The following is a 26,127-nucleotide window of genomic DNA, read 5'->3' on the forward strand; positions in this document are numbered from 1 at the left end:
TTCCCGATCTGTGGATAGCCATGATCATCAACCTTTTGGGCCGTCCTGACGACGCAAAAGGTTGATGATCATGGCTATCCACAGATCGGGAATTCGGTCTGGTGTCGAGACCCGTGGCGGCGCACGCTGGCGGGTATGGACCTCGACGACCTCATCGCGGCTCAGCACGGTGTGGTGAGCCGTGCCCAGGCACGGGCCGTCGGGCTGACGGCGGCCCGGGTGCGGTGGCTCGTGGGGTCGGGCCGCTGGCAGCGCCTCCACGCACACACCTACGCCACGTTCACCGGTCCACTGCCGTTCGACGCTCAGGTGTGGGCCGCCATCCTGCGAGTCGGCGCGGGCGCCGTGGCCAGCCACCGCACCGCGGCGTACCTGCACGGAGCGTGTGACGATCCCGGCCCGGTCGTCCATGTGACCGCGCCGGCGAGCAGGCACGTCCGCACGAAGATCCAGGGCGTGCGCGTCCACTACGCGCACCGGCTGGCGCTGAGCCGGCACCCGTCGGCGACACCACCACGGACCCGCGTCGAGGACACCGTGCTCGACCTCGTCGACGTCGCACCGCACCCGCGCGAGGCCGAGACCTGGGTCAGCGCGGCCTGCCAACGTCGCCTCACCACACCCGAACGCCTCGCCGACGCCCTCGGCCGGCGCGAGAAGATCCGCTGGCGTCCGATGGTCGAGGCGATGCTCACCGACGTGGCCTCCGGCGCTCAGTCGCCGCTGGAGCTCCAGCACCTGCGCCGCGTCGAACGCGCCCACGGCCTGCCCACCGGCTGCCGGCAACGCCGCGTCGCCGGCCAACGGGTCATCTGGATCGACGTCGACTACCCACCGTACCGGCTCCGCGTCGAGCTCGACGGCCGCGTCGGCCACACCGGCGAAGGCCGCTTCCGCGACCGGCACCGCGACAACCGCGCCACCGTCGACGGCCACGCCACGCTCCGCTACGGCCACGCCGACGTCTTCGGCGACCCGTGCGGCGTCGCGTCGGAGCACGTCCGGGTTCTCACGGCGCGTGGCTGGACCGGCACACCGCTGCGCTGCGCGCCCGGTTGCCCCTGTGGAAACCCATGATCATCAACCTTCCGCGTCGCCAGGACAGCACGGAAGGTTGATGATCATGGGCGGGCGTCGGCCGACGCCGCCTCGCCCAGCGGGCCACGGCGCGGTAGGTGTCGTCACGGACGAAGACCATGTCGGCGGCGATCATCGCCAGCGAGAACCACGGCAGCGCCATCGTGACGGCGATCCCGACGTGCATCGCGAAGATCGCCAGCAGCGCCAGCACCCGCGTGCCGCGTCGCAACAGCAGCAGCGGGAACAGCACCTGCACGAACACCGTCACGTAGCTGCCGATCGTCACGAACACGCCGTTCGTGTAGACCAGCTCGTTCAGCCCGGGCCAGGGCGCGTACTGGCCGATCCGCAGCGGATAGTAGAGCCCGACGCCCTCCTGCCACATGCTGCCCTGGACCTTCGACAGGCCCGACGTCATGTAGATCATGAACACCTGGGTGGCGACGGCGATCAGCGCGACGTTGTGGAAGAGCGTCCCCACCCACGGCGGCAGCGGTAGCAATGGCCGGTAGCCGGGGCGGGCCCGCCGGCGGGCGTCCAGCGACCAGCGCATCGACGTGTCGGCGAAGCAGAGGAACAGCAGCATGATGCGGACGATGTTGTCGCCCGCGTCGTCGGCCAGCGGGTTGAGCCGCATCAGGCTCGCGATCGCGATCATCAGCACCGGCGTGACGATCCGGGTTCGCCAGCCCAGCGTGAACGCGACGGCGAGCGCAGCCAGCAGTAGGTACTTGAGCGTGAACACGACGGTGCCGTCGTCCTGCGCGAACACCCAGGTGAACGGCGCGTCGTACTCGTCGACGGTGAGCCACGGCGTCAGCCAGCGCGCGCCCGGGCCCCACACGTAGTGCCGGTAGGTGAAGTTGACGGCGAGCGAGCCGAGGATCGCGACGCCGAGGAGGATCCGCATCGCGGCCAGCCCGTACGTGGCCTTCTTGCCGTCGAACAGCCAGCGCTCGCCGCTGTCGATCGTCCGGCCGACGGCGCCGGTGACCATGCGGATCGCCTCGCCGATCATGGGTTGTCCACCAGCCCGTCGACGACGTCGGCGAACGCGGCCTCGTCCTGGTCCGCGTCGACGAGGGCCGGGCGCCAGCCGAAGTCGCGGACGGTCTGCTGCGGGTTCTCCGGCACCGGGTCGAACCGGACATCCCAGCGCGGCACCGGCGTGCGGACCAGCTGGAACTGGACGGCGACGACGCCGTCGCCCCACAGCGCCTTGGCCAGCTGGGTGGCGTAGCCGGTGGCGACGCGGTCGGCGCGGACCATCGTGGCCACGCGCGACGACGTCTCGCCGCCCTGCGACGCGATCAGGTCGTCGGCGAGCGGGCGCCAGTCGGCCATGTCCGTGTAGTCGCGGGCGACGATCTGCTGCTGGTCCTCGGTGAGCGCGTCCCAGGCCGAGTTGACCCGGCGGTGCAGGTTCGACGACAGCCGGCTGGCCCGCGACGGCGCCGGGTTGTGGGTGACCAGCGTCCACTCCAGCCGGGTCGCGTCGGCCCACTCGGTGGTGCTGACCTCGCCCGTCTGCGGGTCCTCGACCTGCGCCCGGACCCGCACCTCGTCCTCGGCGTTGACCGGGTTCGGCGCGAACAGGCTCCAGTTCTGCTGGAAGAACGGGCGCATGTAGCCTGACACCTGCTCGCCGACGGAGTCCTTGATCGGGTTCGACGGCGCGTTCCACAGGAACGTCACCGCGAAGTGCAGCACCACGAGTCCCACCAGGAAGAACGCGGCGGCCTTCGCGATCGGCGGCACGTCGGCGCCCCGGTTCTCCGCGGGCCTCTCGTCGGGCGTCTCGTCCGGCCTCTGGTTCGGCACGCGGGCCAGGCTACCTCGTGGGCACGGGCTCGGCCGGGGCCTCCTCTGGTGCGGGCTCCGCCGCCGCCGGCCGGCGCCGTCGCCGTCGTCCGTCCCAGGCCTCCCGGAACCGGGCCGCGATGCCCTGGTACGTCGAGTCGCGGATGAAGATCTGGTCGCCGGCCATGATGAACAGCGAGAAGAACGGCAGCCCCATGATCACCGCGATGCCCGCGTGCATGCCGAGGACGCCCAGCAGCGCGATCACCCGGGTGCCACGGCGCAGCAGCAGGAGCGGGAAGAACAGCTGGATGAAGACGGAGAAGTAGGAGACGACCAGCACGCCGAACGGGTTGTCCGACAGCAGGTCGTTCAGCCATGGCCATGGCCGGTACTGCCCCACCTGCATCGGGTAGTAGACGGCGGTGCCGTCCTGCCAGTACTCGCCCTGCACCTTGTAGAGGGCGGAGGCGACGTAGATGATGCAGATCTGCGCGGCGACGGCGACGAGGGCGAGGTTGTGCACCAGGATGCCGAGCCGGCCGGCGCCGCGGCGCAGCGGCTCCGGGGTGAGCCGGCGCGGCCACAGCGGACGGCTCAGGCCCTGCTCCTGCCGGGACCGGCGGCGGGCGTCGAGCGACCACCGTCCGGACAGGTCGGCGAAGCACAGGTAGATGAGCAGGATGCGGAAGATGTTGTCGCTCTGGTCGCCGTACAGCGGGTTCGACTCGATCAGGCTGACCCAGCAGATCAGCAGCAGCGGGGCGATCACCCGGGTGCGCCAGCCGAGCGTGAAGAGGATGGCGAGCGCGAGGACGACCAGCATCTTGATCGTCAGCGTCGTCGGGTCGCTGCCGCCCTCGAACAGCGTGAACGGCCAGCCGAAGCCGCCGTTGCGCTCCAGCGGCGACATCCACTGGGCGGCGTCGCCCCACAGGTAGTGCCGGTTGCTGAAGTTGGCCAGCAGGAACCAGACGGCGGCGGCGCCGAAGATGATGCGGACGACGGCGAGGCCGTAGGTGGCGCGCTTGGCGCCGAGCAGCCACTCCTCGCCCTTGCCGACGGTAGTGGCGACGGCGTCCAGGGAACGGTCGACGGCGGATCCGATCATGACCGGAACCTCCCGATGGCCTCGGCGAACGCGGCGCTGTCCTGGCCGTCGTAGAGATAGAGCGGACGGCGGCCGAACTCGCGCACCGTCACCGACGGGTCGTCGCCGCGGTCGTCGAAGCGCGGCGCGCGGGTCTCCTGGATCTGCACCTCGACGTACTTGATGCCGGCGTCGCGGCCCCACCAGGCCCACGCGAACTGCGTCGCGTACGCCGTCATCGCGCGGTCCAGCCGCAGCACGTAGGAGATGCGGGCGTCGGAGCTGGGGTCGGGGGTGGCGAGCATCGCCTCCTCCATCCGCTCCCACGCGTTCTCGTGGTAGTTGCCGGCCAGCACGGCCTGCTCCTGCGTCGTGATGCGGCGGTACTGCTTGCGCATGTTGCCCGCCAGCCGGCGGGTGACGATGCCGGCGCGCGACGGCGCCAGGCTGTGCAGGATGTTCCCGTCGACCTCGAGCTGGGTGACGTCCACCCACTCGGTCGGGGTGTTCGCGTCGTACCAGCCGCGCACCAGCAGCGAGTACTCGACGCTGATCGGCGTCGGCGCGAACAGGCTCCACTCCTGCTGGAAGTACGGCTGCATGTACTCGGTCAGCGTCGTGCCGAGGGTCGTCTTGGCCGCGTTGTCCGGCCCGACGAACACCGCGGTCGCGGCGAGGTGAGCGACGAGCACCGCGCCGAGCGCGCCCGCGACCACCTTGATCCACGTCGGCCGCGTCTGCGCCGGCGCCGTTGTCTCCTGGTCCTGCATCGTGCCTACCCTCGTGTGTCGACCGCCTGGTTCGACCGGCCCTTGAAACGCCGATCCGGTGGGTCCGCGCCCATGGCTTGGGAGCGGACCCACCGTGATCGAGACGTCGGAGCCGTTGGTGGTGCTCTTACTCCGCGTTGTTGCTCAGTGGTGCAGGTGTCACTCGACAGTGAGCCCGCGACGACGGCTGACGGCGTAGGCCGCGATGCCGCCGGCGAGGACCAGGCCCAGGCCGAGGATCAGCAGCTGGCTGGAGCCGGCACCGGTGTCGGGCAGCTCGCCGCCGTCCTCGTTGCCGTCCTCGTTGCCGTCGGCGTCAGCGTCGGCGTCGGCGTCGGCCTCCGTCTCCGTGCCGTCGACCTCGGTGCCGTCGACCTCGGTCTCCGTACCCTCGACCTCGGTCTCGGTCTCCGTCTCGGTGCCCTCGACCTCGGTGCCCTCGACCTCAGTCTCGGTCTCGGTCTCGACCTCGGTGCCCTCGACCTCGGTCTCGGTCTCCGTCTCGGTCTCGGTGCCCTCGACCTCGGTCTCCTCGCCGTCGTCCTTGTGGTTCGGGCCGACGTGCGACTCGGCCAGCGTCACGGAGACGCCGCCGTTCTCCAGGCCGCCGAGCAGGGTGACCTGCAGGGCCGCGACGCTGTAGGTCTCGGAGGTGGCGGCCGCCTCGACGTTGGCGGCGGTGCGCGCCGTGGTCGGGGTGGCGGCACCGGCGTCCGGCTGGTCCGGCTGGACGTTGACCTTGACCGACAGGATGTCGGTCAGGGCCTCGGCCAGGCCGTCGGTGAGGTCGTCGACGCCGAGGTCGCCGAGCAGGTCGCCCAGGCCCTCGCCGAGCTCGCCGAGCAGCTCGCCCAGCAGGTCGTCGAGGATGTCGAACAGGCCCGGGCCGATCAGCTCGGTGTTCGGCGGCAGGTCGTTCAGGCCCTCGAACAGCGCGTCCAGGTCGATGTGGAGCGTGCCGTCCTCGATCCAGATGGCGGCGTCCTCGCCGAGCGACAGGTCGAGGCTGCCGAGCAGCGGGATCGTGACGCGCAGCTCGCCGCCGGCGATCTCGTAGTCGCGAGTGACCTCGAAGTCGTCCCCGGACGGCTCCAGGTGCGCCTCCGACGAGACGGCGCCGAGCTCGAGCTCGACGTCGGCGATGGTGTCCGTCAGGCCCTCACCGAGCAGGTCGGTCAGGTCGAACGTCGCGTTGCCCGGGAAGCCGGCCTCGACACCGGTGCCGATGCCACCGTTGTCGGCGACGGCGCCCGTCGCGGCGTGCGACGTCGCGTTGTCCTCGGCGGTGGCCCACTGGTTGACCGCGCCGAGCTTGATGATGTCGCTCAGCGGGATCTGCAGGTTCGGCTCGATGTTGATGTTGATGGAGTCGAGCAGCGTGACGTCCAGCGGGTTCGCGTCGGTGACAGGCTCGGCCTGGCCCAGGTTCTCGACCTCGACACCAGCCAGCTCGGCGATCTCGTCCAGGTCGGTACCCAGGACGGTGCCGTCCAGGAATCGCGCGCCAGCGCGCGACTCGTCACCCTCGGCCGCTGCGGCGGGCGTCAGCCACGCACCCACAGCGAAGACCGGGGCAATACCAGCTGCGAGCAGCGTTACCGCTGCGCGACGCCGGCGCATAACAGGTGTTGCAGGCATGCCTTCTCCTCTGGCATTTGTGCATTCATGGCGGGCTCCTTCGCGGCCATCAGATGTGCCAAGGCCTGCGAAGCGTGATCATGAACCTACAACTGAGCCAGAGACGTGTCTCGTACTTGGTGAATTTGCGTCCGGGGACACCGACCGCCCATTCGCCTCGCGCTGGTCGCAATGCCCCGAAACGGTTAAGCATCCTTTTTGGGTTGCAGTAGCACTTGCTTCATGATTGCCATTTTCAGGGCCATTCGGACATAGCGGGATGTTACGGGTTGCTCGAATCGGGGCGAATCGGGCGAACCGGCCGTGGATTTCGGATGCAAAGGGGTACCTCTGGTCCAAAACGCGGAAGTGCCCGCCGTGACCGAATCGTTATCGATGGGCGACACGCGGGCGGGTTCGAGCGGGGTGGTTTTTCCGCCCAATGTCCTGGTCACAGCGCCATTGAGCGGAGCGTGACTCACCCATTCGGCTGATGGCGCGGGGGTGATGGCTTGTGCCAACCGGCCGGGTGCTCTCGGCTTCGTGGTCGCCGTTGATTTGTTTGCATTGACGGCATCGGCTTGAGGTGCTGCCCCTCAGGCCTGACGTAGGGCCGGACCGCGCCGTTGGATTCCACCACCGTGCCGTCGCCGGCCCCCGCTTCCGGCAGGCCCGTCGGGTGCTGGCCTTGCCGGCGGGATTGGAGAGGCCGATGGCCGTGGATCCGGATCGCGGACCCACGGCCATCGGTCATCTGCCGTCTCGGCCGAGCCGGGCTCAGCCCTGGCCGACGCCGCGACGACGGCTCACCGCGTAGGCGGCGAGCCCACCGGAGAGCATCAGCCCCAGCCCGACGATCAGCAGCTGGTTCGAGCCAGCGCCGGTGTCGGGCAGGTGCTCGTCGTCATCGTCGCCGCCGCGGTCCTCGCGACCGTGGTCCTCGGCGCCGTCGTCCTCGAACGCCGGACCGGGGTTCATGCCGGTCGTCTCGACGCCGTCGACCTCGCTGCCGGCCACCTCCGACCCATCGGTCTCGGTCCCGTCGGTCTCCGTGCCGTCGACCTCGGTGCCCTCGACCTCGGTGCCTTCGACCTCGGTTTCGGTGCCCTCGACCTCAGTGCCTTCCACTTCGGTTTCGGTGCCCTCGACCTCAGTGCCTTCGACCTCGGTTTCGGTGCCCTCGACCTCAGTGCCTTCCACTTCAGTTTCGGTGCCGTCGACCTCGGTCTCGGTCCCGTCGACCTCAGTGCCTTCGACCTCGGTCTCCGTACCGTCAACCTCAGTCTCCGTGCCGTCGACCTCGGTGCCTTCGACCTCGGTCTCGGTGCCGTCCACCTCAGTCTCCGTGCCGTCCACCTCAGTCTCGGTCCCGTCGACCTCGGTGCCCTCGACCTCGGTCCCGTCGACCTCGGTCTCGGTCCCGTCGACCTCGGTGCCTTCGACCTCGGTCTCGGTGCCGTCCACCTCAGTCTCCGTGCCGTCCACCTCAGTCTCGGTCCCGTCGACCTCGGTGCCCTCGACCTCGGTCTCGGTGCCGTCCACCTCAGTTTCCGTGCCGTCGACCTCGGTGCCGTCGACCTCGGTGCCCTCGACCTCGGTGCCCTCGACCTCGGTGCCCTCGACCTCGGTCTCTGTGCCCTCGACCTCGGTCTCGCCGCCGTCGCCGGTCACGTTCGCGCCCACGGTCGACTTGGCCAGCGTCACCACTGCGGCCGGAGCCGCAGGCAGCGCCGTCACCTCGAGCGCCGCCACGCTGTACGGGCCGTCCGTCGCCCGGGCGAGCGCGACCGCTTCCGGCTGCACGTTCAGCTTGATCGACAGCAGCGTCGCCAGCAGGTCACCGACCGGGGTCAGCGACTCCAGGAGCGAGCTCACCAGCCCGCCCACGGTCTCGCCGAGCGTGGTCAGCGGACCGCCCTCGGCGAACACCAGGTCCTCGACGACCCCGCCGACCGTGGAGATCAGCGTGTCGAGCACCGGCGCGATCAGCGCCGAGATCAGCCCGACGACGACGCCGGTGCTGTTGTTGACGAACGCGGCCTCGCCGGTGAGGACGTCGGCCAGCGTGCCGGTGAGCTGCAGGTCCAGCGTGCCGGGCAGCAGCCCGCCGACCTCGGCGTAGATCTTCACGTCGAGCGTCGCCGCCCGCAGCGCGTTCTCCACCGTCTCGACGACGTCGGTGACCAGCGAGTCCAGCAGCGTGCCGATCGTCTCGGCCAGCTGCGAGATGACCTCGGGGCTGAGCACCTCGGTGTTCGGCGGCTGGTCGTTCAGGCCGCCGAGCAGCGTGTCGAGGTCGACGACCAGCGTCCCCTCGGCCAGGTTCAGCTCGACGCCGGTGCCCTCGCCGAGCGGCGTCGCGAGCAGCTCCTCGACGGCGCCGGCCAGGTCGGTCTCCAGCGAGACCGTGATGTCGGGGTTCTCGACGCCCGCGACGGAGAGCAGGTTCAGCAGTCCCTCGACGGTGGACAGGGTCGAGGCGATCGTGCCCTCGGGCCCGGCCAGGCCGTTGACGACCTCGTCGACGGTGGCGACGGCGTCCTGGACCTGCGGCAGGAGATCGGCGAGCAGGGGGATGGTCAGCCGCAGCTGGCCGCCGGCGATCTCGTAGTCGCTGGTGAATTCGAACGCCTCGCCCGACGGCGCCAGGTGCGCCTCCGACGAGATCGCGCCGAGCTCCAGTTCGAGGTCGGCGATCAGGTCGGTGAGCGCGTCGCCGAGCAGGTCGGTCAGGTCGAACGTCGCGTTGCCGGGGAACCCGGCCTCGACGCCGGTGCCGATGCCGCCGTTGTCGGCGACGGCGCCGGTCGCGGCGTGTGAGGCGCCGCCGTCCTCGGCCGACGCCCACTGGTTGACGGCGCCGAGCTGGATGATGTCGCTCAGCGGCAGCTGAACCCCGCCGGGAATCGACACGTTGAGGGTGTCGAGCACCGTGAGGTCGAGCGGGTTGGCGTCGGTGACCGCCTCCGGCTCGCCCAGGTTCTCGACCTCGACGCCGGCCAGTTCGGCCACCGCGTCCAGATCGGTGCCGAGCACCTCTCCGCTCAGGAATCGCGCCGCCGCGCGCGATTCGTCACCTTCGGCTGCCGATGCGGGCACCAGCCACGCACCGACGGCGACTACCGGGGCCACTGCGGCCGCCAGGAGCGAACCCGCTACCCGGCGCCGTCGATGTCTTTCCCAGGAAGTCATCCTGATCTCCTTGTACTGCTCGGGGACGTTGCCTCCGCGCCGTCCGCGCGAATGCGGATGAGAGGCGCGACCTAGGTCGATGACCGGCTCGCTGACGAGTGCGATGTTACTGGCTCGACAAGACAGTTGACCTTGAGAATTGACGAATTACTCGCCCGCGAACGAGAAATGCGAGCGAACGCTTCGTACCGGCGATAAGGGACGGATCAGGACGCGCAGATCGGCGTCAATTTCGCCGATCCGGACAATCGTCCTGGGCCTTTTCAGCGGAAACCGCCGGATTCCCGCGGTGCTTGAGAATTCTCGCCGGCACTCCTCCGGCGACGGCCAGGTCGGGGATCGTGCCACGCACGACGGCGTGCGCGGCGAGCACGCAGCCTCGCCCGACGACGGCGCCGCGCAGCACCGTCACCTTGACGCCGAGCCAGCAGTCCGGCCCGATCCGGACCGGGGTCTTGACGATCCCCTGGTCCTTGATCGGCACGTCGAGGTCGGCGAACCGGTGGTCGAAATCGGTGACGTAGACCCAGTCGGCCACGAGTGTCCGGGCGCCGATCTCGATGTCCAGATAACACGTGATGGTCGACGACGAGCCGATCACCGTCTTGTCGCCGATCCGCAGCGTCCCCTCGTGCGCGGCGAGCGTGGTGCCGTCGCCGACGTGCACCCAGCGGCCCAGCACGACCCGCCCGTAGCCACGCCGGCCGGCCACCCGCGTCCGCCGGCCGAGGAACACCATGCCCTCGGTCACCACCTCGGGATGACGCAGCCGCAGCCACGCCAGCCGCGCGTACCGGACCAGGTACCACCACGTCCACGCCCGGTGCCGGACCACCCAGCGCAGCGACGACAGCGTCAGGTACCGCGCCTGCCGGGGGTCGCGGGGACGGCGGGAGAACACCGGCACACGGTATGTCATGGCATGTCACGGAGCCGAGACCACCAGGAAACACCCGTCCCGGAGCCTGGCCGTATGACGAACTCTGCACACCTGTTCTCCGGCTCGGGCGTACCGGCCCGACTCCGCGACGGGCGCACGGTCACCATCCGGATCGCGTCACCGCGCGACGCCGGCGACGTCAGCGCGATGCACATGCGGTGCTCCACCGAGACCGTCCGGCACCGCTACCACTCCGTCCCGACGATGACCGGACGGTTCCTCTCCCAGCTCGTCGGCACCGACATCGCGCTGGTCGCCGAGGCGCCGAACCGGGCCATCGTCGCGCTCGCCAACCTCGGGCGCGACGACACCGACGCGGGCGAGCTCGCGGTCATCGTCGAGGACCGGTGGCAGCGGGCCGGCCTCGGCACGACGCTGCTGAACCACCTGGTCTCGATGGCCCGGCTGGTCGGGTACCGGGAGGTCTACATCGCCGGGCTGCCCGGTACCCGTTGGTACTGCACGACGCTGGCACGGCACGGTCGCACCAGTTTGGAGCGCTCGGACGGCTACGACGCCATGCGACTGACGCTGCGCCCGCCGCTGGCCCGCCTCCCCGCGGAGCTCGGCCGGACGGCGGCCGCCTGAGCGGCAGCACTCGGGGCGAGGCGCCGCCGCGTCACTCCGGGCGGAGCGCCGTCACTGAGACGTTGTAGAACAGCTCCCGCGGCACCACCCGGGCCAGCACCCGGTCCGCCGCGGACAGCCGCAGCCAGCTCTTGTACGCGAACATCGCCCAGCCCCAGCCGAGCCGGTCCGGGTTCACGGCGTGCTCGAACGTGCGCACCGGCCAGCCGAACCAGGCCGCCGTCAGCTCCTCGGTGACGGCCCGGGTGTGGGTAAAGCCGGCTCGGGTGACCAGCATGGTCAGCTCGCCGGGATCGAACGTGTGCAGGTCGACGACCGACTCCAGCGCGGCCGCGCGGGACGACTCGTCCAGCTCCTCCTGCGGCCGGGCCCAGGACGAACGCAGCCCGGGCAGGTGCGTCGCCCGCGTCGTCGCCCACCAGGTCGCCCGCGACAGCGCCCGCGCGACCTTGTCGCCGTACTTCGTCGGCTCACCGCAGATCACGACCCGCCCGCCGGGACGCAGCACCCGCAGCATCTCGCGGAACGCCTGCTCGACGTCGGGCAGGTGGTGGATGACGGCGTGCCCGACGACGAGGTCGAAGCTCTCGTCCGGGAACGGCAGCTTCTCCGCGTCGGCGACCTCGCCGTCGATCTCGAAGCCCAGCCCGCGGGCGTTGCGCTTCGCCGCCTCGACCATGCCCGGCGAGATGTCGGTCACCGTGACCTCGGACAGCACGCCGGCCTGGCGCAGGTTCAGCGAGAAGAACCCGGTGCCGGCGCCGATCTCCAGCGCCCGGTCGTACGGCCAGCCATCAGTGCCGGCGGCCGCGACGAACCGGTCCCGCGCGTAGGTGACGCACCGCTCGTCGAACGAGATCGACCACTTGTCGTCGTAGGTCTGCGCCTCCCAGTCGTGGTAGAGCACCTGGGCCAGCTTCGTATCGTTCCAGGCCCGCTCGACGTCCTCGGCCGACGCCGCCGGACGCGAGGCCGCCGCCTTCCCGTCCCCGCTCATCGGCCCTCGAAGGCGGCCTTGCCGGGGCCGTTCTCGATGAACGAGCGCATCCCGGTCGTGCGGTCCTCGGTGGCGAACAGCCCGGCGAACAGGTGCCGCTCGATCTCCAGCCCGGTGTCGAGGTCGGCGGACAGCCCGCGGTCGATCGCCTCCTTGGCCGCCCGCAACGCGTACGCCGGACCCGAGGCGAACCGCGCCGCCCACTCGACGGCCGCCGCGTAGACGTCCGCATCGGCCGGAACCACCCGGTCCACCAGCCCGATCGACAGCGCCTCCGAAGCGCCGACCATCCGCCCGGTGTAGATGAGGTCCTTCGCCCGCGACGGCCCGACCAGCCGGGCCAGCCGCTGCGTCCCGCCGGCGCCGGGGATCAGCCCGAGCAGGATCTCCGGCTGCCCGAGCTTCGCGTCGGCCGCGGCGAAGCGCAGGTCGCAGGCGAGCGTCAGCTCACAGCCGCCGCCCAGCGCGTAGCCGGTGACGGCGGCGATCGTCGGCTTCGGGATGCGCGCGACGGCGGTGAACGCGGCCTGCAGCGCCGCCGACCGGTCCACCATGTCGGTGTAGGACCAGCCGGCCATCTCCTTGATGTCGGCGCCGGCCGCGAACACCTTCTCGCCGCCGTAGACGACGACGGCGCGCACGTCGCGCCGGGAGGTCGCCTCGGCCGCGGCCGCCAGCAGGCCGTCCTGCATGGCGGCGTCCAGCGCGTTCATCGGCGGCCGGTCCAGCCGGATGGTCCCGACGCCGTCCGCGACCTCCAGCCGCACCACGTTATCGCTCATCCCGGCACCGTACCCCGCGCCCGCCCTCACCTCGACGAAGAGGTTCTTGTCGGTTCAATGAGAAACAATGCCCCGCGTGGATGTCGCTATGGAGCCATGGCCCGGTCACTGGACCCCCCTGGGTGCCACCCACACCGCGGAGGCCACGAACTTCGCTCTCTGGGCGCCCGACGCCGAGCGGGTCGAGGTGTGCCTGTTCGACGAGGACGACGCCGAGACCAGGCTCGTCCTGCCGAACCGGACGTTCGACATCTGGCACGGCGCCGTCCCCGGCGTGCGGCCCGGGCAGCGCTACGGGTTCCGGGTGCACGGTCCGTGGGACCCGGCGACCGGCCGCCGGTTCAACCCGGCCAAGCTGCTCACCGACCCGTACGCGCGCGCCGTCGACGGCGCCCTGACCGCCCACCCGGCCGTCTACGGCCACGTCCGCCCGTCGATGGACGAGGGGGGCGACCACCGCGTCCGCGACGACCGCGACTCCGCGCCGTACGTCCCCAAGTCCGTCGTCGTCGACGTCCACCCGTTCGACTGGCGCGACGACGCACCGCCGCGGGTGCCGTGGGCCGAGACCGTCCTCTACGAGACGCACGTGCGCGGCTTCACCAAGCGCCACCCGGACATCCCCGAGGAGCTGCGCGGCACCTACGCCGGCCTCGCCCACCCGGCCGCGATCGAGTACCTGACCGGCCTGGGCATCACCACCGTCGAGCTCATGCCCGTGCACCAGTACGTCAGTGAGCCCGACTTCCTGCACCGCGGCTCACTGAACTACTGGGGCTACAACACGCTGGCGTTCTTCGCGCCGCACGACGCGTACTCGTCGGCGGGCAGCCGCGGCCAGCAGGTGGACGAGTTCAAGGCGATGGTCCGCGCGCTGCACGAGGCCGGCCTCGAGGTCATCCTCGACGTCGTCTACAACCACACCGCCGAGCAGGGCGACGGCGGCCCGACGCTGTCGTACCGCGGCATCGCGAACGAGGCGTACTACCACCTCGACCCGGCCGACCGGTCCCGCTACCTGGACTACACCGGCACCGGCAACACGTTCCGGGTCGCGCACCCGGCGGTGCTCGGGCTGGTCATGGACTCGCTGCGGTACTGGGTCGGCGAGATGCACGTCGACGGGTTCCGCTTCGACCTCGCGTCGGCGCTGGCCCGCTCGATGCACGACGTCGACATGCTCGGCTCGTTCATGACGGTCATCGGGCAGGACCCGGTGCTGCGCGAGGTGAAGCTGATCGCCGAGCCGTGGGACGTCGGCCCCGGCGGCTACCAGGTCGGTGAGTTCCCGCACCTGTGGACCGAGTGGAACGACCGCTACCGCGACTCCGTCCGCGACCACTGGCGCGGCGCCGCGGCCGGCGTCCGCGACCTCGCCTACCGGCTGTCCGGCTCGTCGGACCTGTACGCCGACGACCGCCGCCGCCCGTACGCGTCGATCAACTACGTCACCGCGCACGACGGCTTCACCATGCGCGACCTCGTCTCCTACGACCGCAAGCACAACGAGGCCAACGGCGAGGACAACCGCGACGGCACCGACGACAACCGGTCCTGGAACCACGGCGTCGAAGGTGACCCGGAGCCGGCGGACCACGGCCTGCGCGCGCTGCGGCTTCGCCAGGTGAAGAACATGCTGACGACGATGCTGCTCTCGACCGGCGTCCCGATGCTGCTCTCCGGCGACGAGATGGGACGTACGCAGCGGGGCAACAACAACGCGTACTGCCAGGACAACGAGATCAGCTGGATCGACTGGTCGCTGGCCGAGCAGTACCCGGAACTGGGCGACCTCGTCCGCCGGCTGCTGGAGCTGCGCCGCGCGCACCCCGTCGTCCGGCAGCGGCGGTTCTTCGACGGCGTGCCGGTGGTCGAGGGCGGCCGCAAGGACATCGCCTGGTTCGCTCCGTCCGGCGCGGAGATGACCGAGGCCGAGTGGCACGACCAGGGCCTGCGCACCCTGGGCATGTACCTCAACGGCGGGGGCATCCGGTCGCGCGGCGTGCGCGGCGAGCCGATCCTGGACGACTCGTTCCTGCTCTACCTCCACGCCGGCGCCGACGACCTGGAGGTGCGGCTGCCGGGCCGGTTCTGGGCGGCATCGTACGAGGTCATCCTGGATACGGCGGACGGCGCCAGGGAACGCCGGCGGTACCGCGCGGCGGCCCGGACGACGCTGACCGGACGCAGCTGCCTGCTGTTGCGCGTGATCGACTGAATCCGTCGGCGGTAGTTGCTCGTACCAACTGGTATGAACACTTCGCTTCACACCGGGCTCCGGCTGCGCCTGATCGGCGCGTCCGCCGCGGCCCTGCTCCTGCTCAGCGCCTGCGGCTCGGACGACTCCGGCGACGCGGAGACGCAGACGACGGACGGCATCGTCGGCACCCGGGAGATCCCGGACTTCGGCACCGTCCTCACCGACGCCGACGGCAACACGCTCTACACGACCGAGGCCGAGGCCGACGGCTCCATCCTCTGCGTCGACGGCTGCGAGGACTTCTGGCCCCCGCTCGCCATGACGGGCTCCGAGGTCCCGTCGGGCGTCGACGGCGTGGACGGCGAGTTCGGCGTGATCGCCCGGCCGGACGGCTCGGACCAGCTCACCCTGGACGGCATGCCGCTCTACACGTTCTCCGAGGACACCGGCCCCGGCTCGTTCGTCGGCGACGGCTTCGAGGACGACTTCCAGGGCACCCACTTCGTCTGGCACGCCGTCACCACCGGTGGCTCCGCCCCGTCCGACGACGACGAGGACGGCGGCGGAGGCTACGACTACTGAGTCACTCCGGCAGCGCGGCCAGCCCCAGCTCGGCGCCGTCGCCCAGCAGCGGGTGCCGCGGGACGATGCGGACGGTGTAGCCGAACGCGCCGGTGCGGTCCAGCTGGACCTCGCCGTCGTACCGGTACCCGCCGTCGTCGAGCCGTTCGCTCAGCGACAGCGGGGTGACGGCCGGCTCGCGCAGGTGGTCGTCGTCGTCGACCGGGCCGTGCACGACCTGGACGGCGACGTCGTCGGGGGTGAGCGGGCCGAGCGTGACGACCGCGTGCAGCCGCAGCGTCTGGCCGCGCTCGAACGTGTCGGCCGTCGTCGTCTCGACGTGGCCGACGCGGACCTGCGGCCAGGCGGCGCGGACCTGCTCCTTCCAGTCCGCCAGTGACACCGCGCCGTCGAAGTCGGAGTTCAGCGACCGGCTGGACGCCGCGGCCGGGGTGTAGAGCCGCTCGACGTAGTCGCGGACCATGCGCGTGGCCTGCACCTTCGGCCCGAGCGCGGTGAGCGTGTGCCGGAGCTGATCGACCCAGCGGCGCGGGACGCCGGTCTCGTCGACGTCGTAGAAGCGGGGCGCGATCTCGTTCTCCAGCAGCTCGTAGAGCGCCGTCGCCTCCAGCTCGTCGCGGTAGGACGGGTCGTCGACGCCCTCGGCGGACGGGATGTCCCAGCCGTTGACGCCGTCGGACCACTCGTCCCACCAGCCGTCCCGGATGGACAGGTTCAGCCCGGCGTTCAGCGCCGCCTTCATGCCCGACGTGCCGCACGCCTCGTACGGGCGCAGCGGGTTGTTCAGCCACACGTCGCAGCCCGGGTAGAGGTCACGCGCCATGCCGATGCCGTAGTCGGGCAGGAACACGATGCGGTGCCGGATCTCCGGGTCGTCGGCGAAGCGGACCATCTCCTGGATCATCCGCTTGCCGCCGTCGTCGGCCGGGTGCGCCTTGCCGGCGATGACGAACTGCACGGGCCGCTCCGGGTGCAGCAGCAGCGCCTTGAGCCGGCCGGGGTCGCGCAGCATCAGCGTGAGCCGCTTGTACGAGGGCACCCGGCGGGCGAACCCGATGGTCAGCACGCCGGGGTCGAGGACGTCGTCGATCCAGCCCAGCTCGGCGTCGCCGGCGCCGCGGCCGTGCCAGGACGCGCGCAGCCGCTGCCGGGCGGACTCGACCAGCCGGTCCCGCAGCGTCCGCTTCGTCGACCACAGGTCGGCGTCGGAGACGGACTCCGTCGCGGCCTTCCAGCCGCCGCCGGCGATCGCCTTCTCCTCCAGCCGCAGGATCTCCGGCGCCACCCACGTCGGCGCGTGCACGCCGTTGGTGATCGACCCGATCGGCACCTCGCGCTCGTCGAAGGACGGCCACAGCCCGGCGAACATGCCCCGGCTGACCTCGCCGTGCAGCGTGCTGACGCCGTTGGCGCGGGCGGCCAGCCGCAGCCCCATGACGGCCATGTTGAACACCGACGGGTCGCCGCCGGCGTAGTCCTCCGTGCCGAGCGCCAGGATCTGCTCGACCGGCAGGCCGGGGCTGGCGTTGTCGCCGCCGAAGTGCGACTCGACCAGGTCCAGGGGGAACCGGTCGATGCCGGCCGGCACCGGCGTGTGCGTCGTGAAGACGGTGCCGGCCCGGGTGAACTCCAGCGCCGCCTCGTACGTCAGCCCGCGCTCCTCGACCAGCTCGCGGATCCGCTCCAGGCCGAGGAACCCGGCGTGCCCCTCGTTGGTGTGGAACACCTCCGGCGCCGGCGTGCCGGTGATCCGGCAGTACGCGCGGACCGCCCGCACGCCGCCGACGCCGAGCAGCATCTCCTGCAGCAGCCGGTGCTCGCGGCTGCCGCCGTAGAGCCGGTCGGTGACGTCGCGCTCGGCCGGCCCGTTGTCGTCGATGGACGAGTCGAGCAGCAGCAGCGGCACCCGGCCGACCTGCGCGACCCAGATGGCCGCCGTCAGCACGCGTTTCCCCGGGAGGCCGACGGTGATCCGCGCGGGCGCGCCGTCGGACTCGCGCAGCCGCACCAGCGGCAGGTTGTCAGGGTCGACGACGGGGTAGCGCTCCTGCTGCCAGCCCTCGCGCGACAGCGACTGCACGAAGTACCCGTGCCGGTAGAGCAGCCCGACGCCGATGATCGGCACGCCGAGGTCGCTGGCCGCCTTGAGGTGGTCGCCGGCCAGGATGCCCAGGCCGCCGGAGTACTGCGGCAGCACGTGCGTGATGCCGAACTCGGGTGAGAAGTACGCGACGCCGCGCGGCGCGCTGCCGTCGTTGTCCTGGTACCAGCGCGACTCGGTCAGGTAGTGCTGCAGGTCGTCGCGGGTGGACTGGACCAGCCCCAGGAAGGCCGGGTCGGCGGCCAGCTCGGCCAGCCGCTCCGGACCCACCTCGCCGAGCAGCCGGACCGGGTCGTGGCCGACCTCGGCCCACAGCCGCGGGTCGACGGCGGCGAACAGCTCCTGGGTGGGCTGATGCCACGACCACCGCAGGTTCGTGACGAGATCGCCGAGCGCGGCCAGCGGCTCGGGGAGGACGGTACGGACCATGAGTCGTCGGATCGCACGCACGGTCCAACGCTAATGCCTGACTGTTACGCGAGCCTTACCGGCGGACGAGCGGACGGCGACCAAGGCCGCCGTCCGCTCGCTGCCGCAAGGCGTCAGTAGACGGGTTGCGTCTGGACGTTCAACTCGGAGTACCGAGTCCCCTTCGCCGGAGCCACCCGCGGGTCGCGCAGATCGAACACGTCGAAGCCGCGCTGGATCTCGTTGGAGTAGATGAAGCCGTTGTAGTAGTACGTCGACCACGCTCCGGCGATCGACTGGCCGGTCCACGGACCCCGGTCGAACCAGGCGATCTCCGTCGGGTTGTGGGGGTCGGTGAAGTCGAACACCGAGATGCCGCCCTGGTACCAGGCCTGGACGAAGATGTCCTTGCCCGGCACCGGGATCAGCGAGCCGTTGTGCGCCACACAGTTCTCCGTGTTGGCCTGCTCGCGCGGGATCTTGTAGTACGACGCGAATTCCATCGACTCCCCGTCCCACGTGTAGATGGCGTTGGCGCCGCGGTTCGGGCCGACGGTGGGGTTGCAGGTCGGGCCGCTGCCGCCGCCGAGCTCGTCGGTGAAGATGATCGACGTGCCGTCGTTGTTGAACGTCGCCGAGTGCCAGAACGCGAAGTTCGGGTCGCGGACCTGGTCGACGATCACCGGATTCAGCGGGTCAGTGATGTCCATCACGATGCCGTCACCCATGCACGCGCCGGCGGCCAGGCCGAGGTGCGGGTAGGCGGTGATGTCGTGGCAGCCGGCGGTGTTGCCGCCCTGGTTGGCGGCGTCGGGGAAGAGCACCGGCTCGGCCGCGACGTGCGCCGACGCGGGGTCGTCCAGCGGGACGTCGATGATCGAGATCTTGTCGTGCGGCGGCTGGCAGTCGGCCAGCCCCACGTTGGGCCCGTACGAGGAGACGTAGATGTACACGCTCTCCTCGGCCGGCACCAGGGTGTGGGTGTGCGAACCGCACTTGGTCTCGACGGCAGCGACGTACCGCGGGTTGCGCACGTCGCTGATATCGAAGATCTTCATGCCTTCCCAGTAGTCCCGCCCGGCCGTGTCGCTGATGTTGGGCAGGTTCGTCGCGCTGCAGGACTCGTCGGTCCAGCGCGAGTCGGTGGAGAGGAAGAGCAGGTCGCCGTAGACGGTGATGTCATTCTGGGAGCCCGGGCAGAGCACCTGGGTCACCTGCACCGGCTTACGCGGGTTCGAGATGTCGTAGATCGTGAAGCCGTTGTAGTTGCCCGCGAAGGCGTACTTGCCCTGGAACGCGAGGTCGGAGTTGAGCGCGTTGGCGGGCGTGAACGGGCCCACCTTGGGCAGGTTCGACACGAGGCTCAGGTTGGGCGTGCCGGCCGTCTCACCCGGCTGCAGGATGCTGGCCGCCTCGGGCGCCTCGGTGATCTCGGCCAGCTCGGCCTCGGTGAGACAGTTCTCCTCGAAGTTGTCGCCCAAGCCCTCGACGGCCTCGGCGTTGGCGCACTCCTCGCTCGCGGTGGACTCGCGCAGGAGCTCGGCGTCGTCGGCGGCCGACGTGCCGATCGCTCCGAGGGCCAGACCGCTACTCACCAGGGCGGCAACGGCCAGACCCGCCGCCCTCCTTCTCCAACGATGTCCGATCATGGGCACACCTCACCGGGGCTAGAGAGGACCGAGCCGATCAAGGTCAAGGCGCACAATAACGAGAATCGACCAGATTGGCCATACTTTTGTCATATTCCCGCGAAACATCGCCGTGTCCGTTTGATGACAGGCCTTCGACTCCGGGTGATTCGGCCGTACGCTGGGCCGATCCGCCCCGGCCACCAGGAGGAACGATGCCGCGCGTGACCCACCGCACGACGGCGGCGGCCGCCACGGTCGCCCTGCTCGTCCTGGCCGGCTGCGGCGGCCACGACGACACCGGCCGCGGTGCCCCGGCCAGCACGACGACGGCCACCTCGGACACGCGCGTCATCGAGCCCGGGCGGCCGGGCGAGACGGCGAACGTCATCGAGCCCGGCGAGGAGATCGAGATCGTCGAGGGCGGCTACAACGAGACCGACGTCCGCTTCGTCGAGCAGATGATCCCGCACCACCGGCAGGCCCTCGCGATGGCCGAGCTGGCGCCGGACCGCGCCCAGGACGAAAGGGTCCTGCTGGTCGCCGACCGCATCCTCGCCGGCCAGCGCCCGGAGATCGTCGCCCTGGAGGCCTGGCTCACCCAGCGCGACCTGCCGCTGCCGCCGTCGAACACCGAGCACGACCACGGCCTGCCCGGCATGATCACGCCGCTGCAGCTGGAGCAGCTGGGCAACGCCAGCGGCGCGGAGTTCGACGAGCTGTTCCTCACCTACATGAGCCAGCACCACGCCGGCGCGATCGAGATGGCCGACGCCGCCCTGGCCGGCGGCCTGGACCTGCTGGCGGTCGAGATGGCGACCGACGTGAGCGTCACCCAGGGCGTCGAGATCGACCGGATGCGGGAGATCCTCGACACGCTCCCATGATCATCAACCTCTTGGGTCGCTATGACGACACAGAAGGTTGATGATCATGGGCATCCACAGGGCGGGTTGAACGTTCCGGCGCAGCTATGAAGAATGGGACGAACCAGCCCATCGGGCGTCCGCCGGGCGCCTTCGCCGACAGCGAACCATCACGTGCCGATGAACGTCGTCCTTGCAGGTCAGAGCACCCGAGCCCGGCAGCGTCGCCGGGGCCGGGACGTCCGGCCCGGCGCATCGCGGAAAGCGGTTGGACCACGCCACGAGCGGTTGCATAGCATTCGCCGGGCGAACCCCGCACCGCACTGTCCGCGACACCTGCGCGACACCGCTGTCGGCTGACCCGGCTGATCCACGCACCACCCCCAAAGACATCGTCGTCACGAGAGGTCACCGTGCGTAGCGCACTTACCATCGAATGGTGCCGGCCATGAGCGAGACGCGGCCGCAGGCCGTCCCGGCCGAGCGGCAGGGCTGGGTGCTGCCCTCCCGCGGGACCGACCCGGAGTGGTTCAAGCGCGCCGTCTTCTACGAGGTCCTGGTGCGGTCGTTCTACGACTCCCAGGGCGACGGCATCGGCGACCTGCAGGGCCTCACCCAGAAGCTGGACTACCTGCGCTGGCTGGGGGTCGACTGCCTCTGGCTGCCGCCGTTCTTCCCGTCGCCGCTGCGTGACGGCGGCTACGACGTGGCCGCGTACATGGACGTCGCGCCGGAGTTCGGCACGCTGGAGGACTTCTCCCAGTTCGTCGCGGCCGCGCACAGCCGTGGCATGCGGGTCATGACCGACCTGGTGATGAACCACACCAGCGACCAGCATCCGTGGTTCCAGGCGTCCCGCGAGGACCCGGACGGTCCCTACGGCGACTTCTACGTGTGGGCCGACGACGACACCGGCTACCCCGACGTCCGCATCATCTTCAGCGACACCGAGACGTCGAACTGGACGTACGACCCGGTGCGCAAGCAGTACTTCTGGCACCGGTTCTTCAGCCACCAGCCCGACCTCAACTTCGAGAACCCGGCCGTGCACGAGGCGATGCTCGATGTCGTGCGGTTCTGGCTGCGGCTGGGGGTCGACGGGTTCCGGCTCGACGCCGTCACGTACCTCTACGAGAAGGAGGGCACGAACGGCGAGAGCCTGCCCGAGACGCACGCCTTCCTGAAGAAGGTGCGCAAGGTGATGGACGACGAGTTCCCCGACACCGTGCTGCTGTGCGAGGCCAACCAGTGGCCCAGCGAGATGGTCGAGTACTTCGGCGACCCCGAGGTCGGCGGCGACGAGTGCCACATGGCGTTCAACTTCCCCGTCATGCCACGCATCTTCATGGCGGTGCGGCGCGAGTCGCGGTACCCGATCAGCGAGATCATGGCGCAGACGCCGCTGATCCCGTCCGGCTGCCAGTGGGGCGTGTTCCTGCGCAACCACGACGAGCTCACGCTCGAGATGGTCACCGACGAAGAGCGCGACTACATGTGGTCCGAGTACGCCAAGGACCCGCGCATGAAGGCCAACCTCGGCATCCGCCGCCGGCTCGCGCCGCTGCTGGAGAACGACGTCAACCAGATCAAGCTGTTCAACGCGCTGCTGCTGTCGCTGCCCGGCTCGCCGGTGCTCTACTACGGCGACGAGATCGGCATGGGCGACAACATCTGGCTGGGCGACCGCGACGCCGTCCGCACACCGATGCAGTGGACGCCGGACCGCAACGCCGGCTTCTCCACCGCCGACCCGGGCCGGCTCGACCTGCCCGTCGTCATGGACGCCGTCTACGGCTACCAGGTCACCAACGTCGAGTCGCAGCTGGCGAACAAGTCGTCGCTGCTGCACTGGACCCAGCGGATGATCGAGGTGCGCAAGCAGAACCCGGCGTTCGGGCTGGGCGACTTCGTCGACCTCGGAGGCTCGAACCCGACGGTGCTCACCTACGTGCGCACGTTCGGCGACGACATCGTGCTGTGCGTCAACAACCTGTCGCGGTTCCCGCAGCCGGTTGAGCTGGACCTGCGCCGCTACGAGGGGATGCAGCCGGTCGAGCTGCTCGGCAGCGTCCGGTTCCCGACCATCGGCGAGCTGCCGTACCTGCTGACGCTGGGCTCACACGGCTTCTACTGGTTCCGGCTCGCCCGCCTGCCGGAGGAGTCGATGCCGTGACGCTCGACCAGAGGTTGTCCGAGGCCATCGCGCTGCTGCCGGAGTGGCTGCCGCACCAGCACTGGTTCACCGCCGCGTCGTCCCGGCCGCTGGGCGTCCGCCCCGTGGCCGCGACCCTGGTGCACGACGGCGAGCCGAGGGTGTGGCACCTGCTCGCCGAGGTCACCCACGACGACGGCGCCGACGTCTACCAGGTGCCGCTGTCGGTGCGCAACGAGCGTGCGGACCGGCTCGACCACGTCCACCTCGGCAGGGTCGCCGACGGCCACGTGTACGACGCGCTGCACGACAAGGAGGCGACGGCGATCCTGCTGGACCACTTCGCCGACGACGCGCCGGACACCGGCGGGCTGCGCTTCCACGTCAAGCCCGACGTCAAGGTGCCCTACGGCGAGCCGTCGCTGGTGCTGCCCGGCGAGCACCACAACACCAGCCTGGCCTACGGCGACGCCGCGCTGCTCAAGGTGTTCCGCCGCGTCTACCCGGGCCTCAACCCCGACCTGGAGCTGAACGACGCGCTCGCCGACGCCGGCTGCACGCTGGTCGCGCCGCTGCTGGGCTGGGTCGACGGCGACTGGACCGACCCCACGAGCGGCGAGGTCGTCACCGGCGGCCTGGCGATGCTGCGCGGCTTCCTGACGACGGCGTCCGACGGCTGGGCGCTGGCCACGGCCAGCGTCCGCGACCTCTACGCCGAGGGCGACCTGCACGCCGACGAGGTCGGCGGCGACTTCGCGGCCGAGTCGTACCGGCTGGGCATGGCGACGGCCCGGGTGCACGAGACGCTGGCCGAGGTGATGGGGACCGGCACCATGGCCCCGTCGGACCTGCGGGACATCGCCGACGCGATGAGCGGCCGGCTGGCCAACGCCGTCGCGCTCGTCCCGGAGCTGGAGCCGTTCGAGGCCGGGCTGCGGGTGCACTACGACGTGCTGCGCGAGCGGACCGAACCGGTCACCGTCCAGCGCATCCACGGCAGCTACCACCTGGGGCAGGTGCTGCGCACCGTCCTGGGCTGGAAGCTGATCGACTTCGAGGGCGAGCTGCTGGCTCCGGTCGCCGAGCGCCGGGCCATGCACTCCCCCGTCCGCGACGTCGCGCAGATGCTCCGCTCGTTCGACTACGCGGCCCGGCACCTGCTGATCACCGACCACCCGCCGGAGGATCCCGCACACGACCAGCTGGTCTATCGCGCGCAGGAGTGGACGCAGCGCAACAGCGAGGCGTTCTGCAACGGCTACGCGTCGGCGTCGCAGCTGGACCCGCGCGACGAGCCGGAGCTGCTGGCCGCCTACGAGACCGACACCGCCGTCTACGAGGTGGTCTTCGAGGCCCGGCGGCGGCCGAGCTGGCTGCCCATCCCGCTGGCGGCGGTGGAGCGGCTCGCGGGCCGATAGGCTCGACGGATGATCGATGCGCACCGGCTGCTCGGCGAGGTCGACCTGCACCTTCTCGGCGAGGGACGGCACGAGCGGCTCTGGGAGGTGCTGGGCGCGCGCGTCGTCACCATCGACGACGTCGCGGGCACGGCGTTCACCGTCTGGGCGCCGAACGCGCGGCAGGTCCAGGTGGCCGGCGAGTTCAACGGCTGGGACGGCGGCGGGCACACGATGACGCGGCTCGGCGGCGGCGTGTGGGGGTTGTTCGTACCGGGGGTCGGCGACGGCGCGCTGTACAAGTTCAAGGTTCACGGCGCCGACGGCCACTGGCGCGACAAGGCCGACCCGATGGCGTTCCGCACCGAGGTGCCGCCCGCGCAGGCGTCGATCGTGCACGAGTCCCGGTACGAGTGGAACGACGAGGTGTGGCTGGCGCGCCGGCCGGGGTCGGCGCACGCGCACCCGATGTCGGTGTACGAGGTGCATCTCGGCTCGTGGCGGCGCGGCCGGTCCTACCGCGAGCTGGCCGCCGAGCTGGCTGAGTACGTCACCGAGATGGGGTTCACCCACGTCGAGTTCCTGCCGGTCGCCGAGCACCCGTTCGGCGGGTCGTGGGGCTACCAGGTGACGTCGTACTACGCGCCGACCGCCCGGTTCGGCCACCCCGACGACTTCAAGTTCCTCGTCGACACGCTGCACCAGGCCGGCATCGGCGTGCTGCTGGACTGGGTGCCGGCGCACTTCCCCCGCGACGACTGGGCGCTGGCCCGGTTCGACGGAACGCCCCTGTACGAGCACGCGGACCCGCGTCGCGGCGAGCATCCCGACTGGGGCACGTACGTGTTCGACTTCGGCCGCCCCGAGGTGCGCAACTTCCTCGTCGCCAACGCGCTGTACTGGCTGACCGAGTACCACATCGACGGCCTGCGGGTCGACGCCGTCGCGTCGATGCTGTACCTGGACTACTCGCGGGCCGACGGCGCCTGGCTGCCGAACGCGCACGGCGGCCGCGAGAACCTCGACGCGATCGCGTTCCTGCAGGAGACCAACGCGACGGCGTACCGGTCGGTGCCGGGCGTCGTCAGCGTCGCCGAGGAGTCCACCGCCTGGCCCGGCGTCACCCGTCCGACCCATCTCGGCGGCCTCGGGTTCGGGCTGAAGTGGAACATGGGCTGGATGCACGACTCACTGGCCTATCTGTCGCGCGACCCGATCCACCGGCAGTACCACCACCATCAGCTGACGTTCTCGATGATGTACGCGTTCAGCGAGAACTTCGTGCTGCCGCTGTCCCACGACGAGGTCGTGCACGGGAAGGGCTCACTGCTGAGCAAGATGCCCGGCGACAGGTGGCAGCAGCTGGCCAACCTGCGCGCGTTCTACGCCTTCATGTGGGCGCATCCGGGCAAGCAGTTGCTCTTCATGGGCGGCGAGCTGGCGCAGGAGTCGGAGTGGGCCGAGGGCCGCGAGCTGGAGTGGTGGCTGCTGGAGCGTCCGGGGCACGCCGGCGTACAGCGACTGGTGACCGACCTCAACGCGCTGTACCGGACGTCGCCGGAGCTGTGGGCGCTGGACTCCGACCCGGCGGGCTTCGAGTGGATCGACGCCAACGACGCGACCGGCAACGTGTTCTCGTTCCTGCGCCACGGCCCCGACGGCGAGCTGCTCGTCTGCGTCGCGAACTTCAACGCGCTCCCGCACGAGGGCTACCGGCTGGGGCTGCCGCACGCCGGCCCGTGGACCGAGCTGCTCAACACCGACGCCTCCCTCTACGGCGGCTCCGACGTCGGCAACCTCGGCCAGGTGGTCGCCGTCGAGGAGCCCTGGCACGGCCGGCCCGCGTCGGTCCAGCTCCGCGTCCCGCCGCTCGGCACCCTCTGGCTCCGCCCGGCCACCCGCTGAGTCCCGCCGGACCCTGACCCCCGTCCCGCTGG

At 70.6% G+C, this 26,127-nt stretch carries 19 protein-coding genes; 8 read left to right on the forward strand and 11 right to left on the reverse strand.

Translation table 11 applies throughout. The features are described from left to right. Positions 1-135 precede the first annotated feature (135 nt). Positions 136-1,077 (forward strand): type IV toxin-antitoxin system AbiEi family antitoxin domain-containing protein, encoded by a 942-nt coding sequence (locus C1I92_RS20250; RefSeq protein ID WP_111256461.1) that lies wholly within the window; start codon positions 136-138, stop codon positions 1,075-1,077. Here the strand turns inward: C1I92_RS20250 and C1I92_RS20255 are convergent. The 7 genes from C1I92_RS20255 to C1I92_RS20285 form a co-directional block, all read right to left on the reverse strand. Continuing rightward, positions 1,010-2,098 carry an HTTM domain-containing protein gene (locus C1I92_RS20255; protein WP_111256462.1) on the reverse strand — a complete coding sequence of 363 codons (1,089 nt, stop codon included), beginning with the start codon at positions 2,096-2,098 and terminating at the stop codon, positions 1,010-1,012. The two genes, C1I92_RS20250 and C1I92_RS20255, sit on opposite strands and share 68 nt — an antisense overlap. Beyond that, the gene (locus C1I92_RS20260) at positions 2,095-2,901 is read right to left on the reverse strand and encodes a DUF5819 family protein (RefSeq protein ID WP_111256463.1); all 807 of its coding nucleotides are present in this window, start codon (positions 2,899-2,901) and stop codon (positions 2,095-2,097) included. Before C1I92_RS20260 ends, C1I92_RS20255 begins: the two co-directional genes overlap by 4 nt. A 10-nt stretch (positions 2,902-2,911) precedes the next feature. Continuing rightward, entirely contained in the window at positions 2,912-3,991 is a 1,080-nt protein-coding gene (locus tag C1I92_RS20265) for an HTTM domain-containing protein (RefSeq protein ID WP_111256464.1), read from the reverse strand. Further along, the gene (locus C1I92_RS20270; RefSeq protein ID WP_111256465.1) at positions 3,988-4,740 is read right to left on the reverse strand and encodes a DUF5819 family protein; all 753 of its coding nucleotides are present in this window, start codon (positions 4,738-4,740) and stop codon (positions 3,988-3,990) included. Before C1I92_RS20270 ends, C1I92_RS20265 begins: the two co-directional genes overlap by 4 nt. Before the next feature lie 159 nt (positions 4,741-4,899). Then, entirely contained in the window at positions 4,900-6,300 is a 1,401-nt protein-coding gene (locus C1I92_RS20275) for a choice-of-anchor G family protein (protein WP_111256466.1), read from the reverse strand. 834 nt (positions 6,301-7,134) lie between these two features. Beyond that, a complete protein-coding gene (locus C1I92_RS20280; protein ID WP_146605216.1) occupies positions 7,135-9,549 on the reverse strand; it encodes a choice-of-anchor G family protein in 2,415 nt (804 codons plus the stop codon). Positions 9,550-9,775: 226 nt separating this feature from the next. Further along, positions 9,776-10,468 carry an acyltransferase gene (locus tag C1I92_RS20285; RefSeq protein WP_111256468.1) on the reverse strand — a complete coding sequence of 231 codons (693 nt, stop codon included), beginning with the start codon at positions 10,466-10,468 and terminating at the stop codon, positions 9,776-9,778. A gap of 54 nt (positions 10,469-10,522) precedes the next feature. Between C1I92_RS20285 and C1I92_RS20290 the strand changes: the two genes are divergently transcribed. Then, positions 10,523-11,077, forward strand: coding sequence for a GNAT family N-acetyltransferase (locus C1I92_RS20290; protein WP_111256469.1), 555 nt, complete (start codon positions 10,523-10,525; stop codon positions 11,075-11,077). A 31-nt stretch (positions 11,078-11,108) separates the two neighbouring features. On the opposite strand, the gene C1I92_RS20295 is transcribed toward C1I92_RS20290, so the two are convergent. Together C1I92_RS20295 and C1I92_RS20300 are read right to left on the reverse strand one after the other, a co-directional pair. Continuing rightward, positions 11,109-12,074, reverse strand: coding sequence for a class I SAM-dependent methyltransferase (locus tag C1I92_RS20295; RefSeq protein WP_111256470.1), 966 nt, complete (start codon positions 12,072-12,074; stop codon positions 11,109-11,111). Next, positions 12,071-12,856, reverse strand: a complete 786-nt coding sequence (locus tag C1I92_RS20300) for an enoyl-CoA hydratase/isomerase family protein (protein ID WP_111256471.1) — start codon at positions 12,854-12,856, stop codon at positions 12,071-12,073. The genes C1I92_RS20295 and C1I92_RS20300 overlap by 4 nt, the downstream gene beginning before the upstream one ends. 88 nt (positions 12,857-12,944) lie before the next feature. Between C1I92_RS20300 and glgX the strand changes: the two genes are divergently transcribed. Both glgX and C1I92_RS20310 read left to right on the forward strand, forming a co-directional pair. Continuing rightward, positions 12,945-15,074: a glycogen debranching protein GlgX gene (glgX, locus tag C1I92_RS20305; RefSeq protein WP_111256472.1), complete on the forward strand. Its 2,130-nt coding sequence runs from the start codon at positions 12,945-12,947 to the stop codon at positions 15,072-15,074. Between the two features lie 33 nt (positions 15,075-15,107). Then, positions 15,108-15,638 (forward strand): COG4315 family predicted lipoprotein, encoded by a 531-nt coding sequence (locus tag C1I92_RS20310; RefSeq protein WP_111256473.1) that lies wholly within the window; start codon positions 15,108-15,110, stop codon positions 15,636-15,638. 1 nt (position 15,639) lies between these two features. On the opposite strand, the gene glgP is transcribed toward C1I92_RS20310, so the two are convergent. Together glgP and C1I92_RS20320 are read right to left on the reverse strand one after the other, a co-directional pair. Next, positions 15,640-18,189 (reverse strand): alpha-glucan family phosphorylase, encoded by a 2,550-nt coding sequence (gene glgP / locus C1I92_RS20315; RefSeq protein WP_111256474.1) that lies wholly within the window; start codon positions 18,187-18,189, stop codon positions 15,640-15,642. Between the two features lie 92 nt (positions 18,190-18,281). Beyond that, complete coding sequence (locus C1I92_RS20320) at positions 18,282-19,796, reverse strand: LVIVD repeat-containing protein (protein ID WP_111256475.1); 1,515 nt, start codon at positions 19,794-19,796, stop codon at positions 18,282-18,284. 194 nt (positions 19,797-19,990) lie between these two features. Between C1I92_RS20320 and C1I92_RS20325 the strand changes: the two genes are divergently transcribed. The 4 genes from C1I92_RS20325 (at position 19,991) to glgB (ending at position 26,095) form a co-directional block, all read left to right on the forward strand. Beyond that, entirely contained in the window at positions 19,991-20,662 is a 672-nt protein-coding gene (locus tag C1I92_RS20325) for a DUF305 domain-containing protein (RefSeq protein ID WP_111256476.1), read from the forward strand. Positions 20,663-21,089: 427 nt separating this feature from the next. After that, a complete protein-coding gene (gene treS, locus C1I92_RS20330) occupies positions 21,090-22,814 on the forward strand; it encodes a maltose alpha-D-glucosyltransferase (protein ID WP_111256491.1) in 1,725 nt (574 codons plus the stop codon). After that, a complete protein-coding gene (locus C1I92_RS20335; protein ID WP_199521414.1) occupies positions 22,811-24,211 on the forward strand; it encodes a maltokinase N-terminal cap-like domain-containing protein in 1,401 nt (466 codons plus the stop codon). Before treS ends, C1I92_RS20335 begins: the two co-directional genes overlap by 4 nt. Before the next feature lie 9 nt (positions 24,212-24,220). Beyond that, positions 24,221-26,095: a 1,4-alpha-glucan branching protein GlgB gene (gene glgB, locus C1I92_RS20340; protein ID WP_111256477.1), complete on the forward strand. Its 1,875-nt coding sequence runs from the start codon at positions 24,221-24,223 to the stop codon at positions 26,093-26,095. Positions 26,096-26,127: the final 32 nt, after the last annotated feature.

It is taken from the genome of Jiangella anatolica, from assembly GCF_003236295.1.
In the GTDB taxonomy this organism is placed as follows: Bacteria; Actinomycetota; Actinomycetes; order Jiangellales; family Jiangellaceae; genus Jiangella; species Jiangella anatolica.

Coding starts and splice junctions, on each gene's coding strand:
- C1I92_RS20250 (WP_111256461.1), top strand. CDS start 136: ATGGACCTCGACGACCTCATCGCGGCTCAGCACGGTGTGGTGAGCCGT.
- C1I92_RS20255 (WP_111256462.1), bottom strand. CDS start 2,098: ATGATCGGCGAGGCGATCCGCATGGTCACCGGCGCCGTCGGCCGGACG.
- C1I92_RS20265 (WP_111256464.1), bottom strand. CDS start 3,991: ATGATCGGATCCGCCGTCGACCGTTCCCTGGACGCCGTCGCCACTACC.
- C1I92_RS20270 (WP_111256465.1), bottom strand. CDS start 4,740: ATGCAGGACCAGGAGACAACGGCGCCGGCGCAGACGCGGCCGACGTGG.
- C1I92_RS20280 (WP_146605216.1), bottom strand. CDS start 9,549: ATGACTTCCTGGGAAAGACATCGACGGCGCCGGGTAGCGGGTTCGCTC.
- C1I92_RS20285 (WP_111256468.1), bottom strand. CDS start 10,468: ATGACATACCGTGTGCCGGTGTTCTCCCGCCGTCCCCGCGACCCCCGG.
- C1I92_RS20290 (WP_111256469.1), top strand. CDS start 10,523: ATGACGAACTCTGCACACCTGTTCTCCGGCTCGGGCGTACCGGCCCGA.
- C1I92_RS20295 (WP_111256470.1), bottom strand. CDS start 12,074: ATGAGCGGGGACGGGAAGGCGGCGGCCTCGCGTCCGGCGGCGTCGGCC.
- C1I92_RS20300 (WP_111256471.1), bottom strand. CDS start 12,856: ATGAGCGATAACGTGGTGCGGCTGGAGGTCGCGGACGGCGTCGGGACC.
- glgX (WP_111256472.1), top strand. CDS start 12,945: ATGGAGCCATGGCCCGGTCACTGGACCCCCCTGGGTGCCACCCACACC.
- C1I92_RS20310 (WP_111256473.1), top strand. CDS start 15,108: ATGAACACTTCGCTTCACACCGGGCTCCGGCTGCGCCTGATCGGCGCG.
- C1I92_RS20320 (WP_111256475.1), bottom strand. CDS start 19,796: ATGATCGGACATCGTTGGAGAAGGAGGGCGGCGGGTCTGGCCGTTGCC.
- C1I92_RS20325 (WP_111256476.1), top strand. CDS start 19,991: ATGCCGCGCGTGACCCACCGCACGACGGCGGCGGCCGCCACGGTCGCC.
- treS (WP_111256491.1), top strand. CDS start 21,090: ATGAGCGAGACGCGGCCGCAGGCCGTCCCGGCCGAGCGGCAGGGCTGG.
- glgB (WP_111256477.1), top strand. CDS start 24,221: ATGATCGATGCGCACCGGCTGCTCGGCGAGGTCGACCTGCACCTTCTC.